Raw genomic sequence first — 1,056 nt, 5'->3', positions numbered from 1 at the left:
CCGGCGCCGTCGCAGCGAGTGAAGATCCCGTCGCCCGCGCCGAGCCCCCCGACGCGGGTGTGCGACGTGCGGGGAGGCCCGCTGACCGAGATCTCCGGCATGGTCGCCACGGACGACGGGTTCGTCGTGGTCAATGACGGCGTCGACGACTCCGACGGTCGCCGGATCTTCTTCCTGGACTCCGAGTGCTCCGTCGTACGGTCGGTGCCCTACCCCTCCCGACCACGGGACACCGAGGATCTCGCCGTCGGCGCCGACGGTACGGTCTGGGTGGCGGACATCGGCGACAACGGCCGCTCCCGGACGACGATCGCGGTGTGGAAGCTCCCGCCGGGCGCCGAACGGCCGGTGCTGTACCGCATGGCCTATCCGGACGGTCCGCACGACGCCGAGGCGTTGCTCGTGACCGGCGACGGCCGGCCGCTGATCGTGACCAAGTACTCGGCCGCCCTGTACGCCCCGACCGCCGCCCTGCGACCGGGAACCACGGTGCCCCTGGCGAGGGTGGGACAGGTCCGCCTCCCGGCGTCGACGACCAGCAACCCGTTCGCGGGGGTCGGCCGGACCGCGGTCACCGGCGCCGCCACCGCCCCGGACGGACGCAGGGTGGTGCTGCGCACGTACGCCGACGCCTTCGAGTTCGACGTCGTCGGCGGCGACGTGGTGGGGGCGCTGACCAGCGGGGTCCCACGGGTAACGGCCCTGCCCGACGAGCCGCAGGGGGAGTCGATCACCTACAGCCGCGACGGGCGGTCCCTGCTCACGGTGTCCGAGACCGCCAACCAGCCGGCGGGCACGCGACCCGGCATCCTGCGCTACCCGCTCGCCGCGGCCGTCGCGTCCACGGCACCGCCGGCCACACCCGCGTCGAGCGGCCCCGGCGCGGGCGCCCGCCTCGACCGCGGCGGGGGGGGGGCCGGTGCGCGCGGGGGGGGGGGGGGGTGCGGGCGTTCGGGGTTTTGTTGTGCTTTTCGGGTGGTTTGGGGGGCCTGTTTTGCCGGCCAAGCGCGCAAACCCGCCCCCGCGTCGGTACGGCGGCCCGCCACCACACCGTTG

Annotated in this window: 1 protein-coding gene; it reads left to right on the top strand. The window is 75.0% G+C overall.

Annotated elements, in window-relative coordinates; all coding sequences use genetic code 11:
* Positions 1-66: 66 nt before the first annotated feature.
* Positions 67-1,056: hypothetical protein (locus AB0I76_RS30620; protein WP_357042827.1), on the top strand; the 990-nt coding region annotated here is incomplete at its 3' end.

This window comes from Micromonospora sp. NPDC049799 (genome assembly GCF_040656655.1).
Taxonomy (GTDB): Bacteria; Actinomycetota; Actinomycetes; order Mycobacteriales; family Micromonosporaceae; genus Micromonospora.
The sequence above is the reverse complement of the archived record's forward strand: the minus strand, read 5'-3'. Positions and strand labels throughout refer to the sequence as shown.